This is a genomic window from Microbulbifer epialgicus, assembly GCF_041447265.1.
GTDB classification, from domain to species: domain Bacteria; phylum Pseudomonadota; class Gammaproteobacteria; order Pseudomonadales; family Cellvibrionaceae; genus Microbulbifer; species Microbulbifer epialgicus.
This window is the reverse complement of sequence record NZ_JBGMEK010000206.1, coordinates 1-1,913: the sequence shown is the minus strand read 5'-3', so window position 1 is coordinate 1,913 and position 1,913 is coordinate 1. Positions and strand designations below refer to the sequence as shown.

The 1,913-nt window shown below is 46.8% G+C and carries 2 protein-coding genes; both read right to left on the bottom strand.

Annotated features, from left to right (window positions below):
- Window positions 1-1,233: type VI secretion system Vgr family protein (locus ACCI49_RS24495; protein ID WP_371841875.1), on the bottom strand; the 1,233-nt coding region annotated here is incomplete at its 3' end.
- Between the two features lie 164 nt (window positions 1,234-1,397).
- A partial coding sequence (locus ACCI49_RS24490) for an Hcp family type VI secretion system effector (RefSeq protein WP_371841874.1) occupies window positions 1,398-1,913 on the bottom strand: 516 nt, incomplete at its 5' end.

Here is a 1,913-nt window from a genome sequence, read left to right as displayed (position 1 = left end):
CCAGCAGCTGTTTTGCTGGGAATTCCATGGAAACTTCACCTTTAACTGTGTGTATGGGTCTTGAGAGCTATCGGAGGCTGTTGCTTTCACTTCCAGCACTTTTGCTACTTGTGGCGAGTGTATTTTTTTTGTGCATACATTTGGTTGTGGGCGCGGCATTATTGTGGATGGTACGCAGCTGAAAGTATTGTGGAAGTGAGTTTCGTTACTGTTACTATCTGCGGCAGAAATATGTACGGAGGTAATAAGGTACTTGCCTTTTTCTGACGAAAGAGTGTGATCAAAATTGAAACGTCCGCCGGCAGTAAAAGATGGGCAGTCACTGCGTCCATGGCTCACATCAAACAGCGCTTCCTGGGCTTCCATGGCGCGCTCGGCCAAGGCTTTATGGTAGCTGTCAGTAAATTTATGCTTATGCTCACCGTCGGCCTGAAAATGATTCAAACCATACAAGCTGCGCATATAGTTTGAAACATCATTCAGCTTGCTTGTGGTCTTTACTTGCTGCTTGTTGTCTTTAGTGGCGGTAAATTCGCTGTAGTCCTTCAGTTCAAATCCGCCTCCATGGTAATTGAAATTTCGTCTCCAACTATTGATAGTGTTTTTTGTGGGGTGGCTACCTCCACCATCGTACTCAACTTTTTCACTCTCACAGTCGTAAAAGTCTTGAGCATCGTCACAGAGAACAAGCTCATGTTGCCCAGCAGTGTGTTTGAAATAGTAGGAAATACCTTCTTCTGCCATTAAGCGATTGATAAAGTCGAAATCACTTTCATCAAACTGAACACAATATTCACGTGTGATGTATTCGGCATTCAATTTCAAGGTTAACTTGATTACCTTGCTGTACTCTCCGAGAACCTCTTCCAGAATCTGTTTGGCTGACTTTTTTTCAAAGACTCTATTGGCGCCGCCGAGACTCGTAAACCATAGGCCGGGCTGGAGGATCGCGCTATAACTGCGCACACCCTCGGCATTTACATCGTGTAAAGAGAACTGGGTGACGTAGCCATTAATATGGCGGGGTGTTTCAGAGTGATGAATAGAGATAGTGACTGGCTTGCCGATAATGTCTTTCTGCTCGATAGCATGGTCATCTGAAAAGAGCTGGACTTCATAACGGAAAAGCTTGGATACATGCTCCTCACCTTGTAAGGTCGTCGCAATCAGTACATCGGAGCCAACAGGGCTGTCGACCTTAATCATTCTTTTATCTTGATTGAGTGTAGCCATGGGCAGCCCCAACTATCCCTACGGTGCCTAAATAAGAAATGAGATTTTGAAAATCTGCAGTTCTTTAGGTCAGTGCTCAAATAAGCACTCAACTAAAGAACTGGAGAGCGGTGGCCTGCAGGTAACCAGCAGGCCACTGTTCAACCCGAAGCGAGTCGAACCAATTACAGCGGAGTAGCTGTAGTGAGGTCGTATCCAACCTTCATGTTCTTCGGGTTCTTGTTAGTCTTATCAGCGTGGTCGAGTTCCGCTTCAATTTTGGCAAAGCTCAGGGATACAGACTCCTGAGGAGCACCACCGGCGGAAGCGCCAATGCTGTAAGAAGAGATAATGACGTCTGTCAGCTTGTAAACAGCATATTTTTCTACTGAGTTAGCGCCAGTCTGTACAACGTGGATTTCTACAGGGACGCCTTCATCACCAGTGACAGAAGACTTGAACAGGCCGCCGGAAGCAGCATCGATGCGCTTGGTAAAGCTCACTTCACTCAGGCTTGGGCGAGAAGCTTCACGGTTGGAGGTGGCGCCGGCTTCCATGGTAATGCCGCGGCCAACACCAAAGTTGAAGCTGTCCACTTCGATCCAGTCTTCGTAACCTTTGGCGGTGACGTTACCTTTGGTGGCTTTGTTGTTGAAGTTCATGTAGATAGCCATGGGGATTCCCTCTTGTTTGGCTTTTGA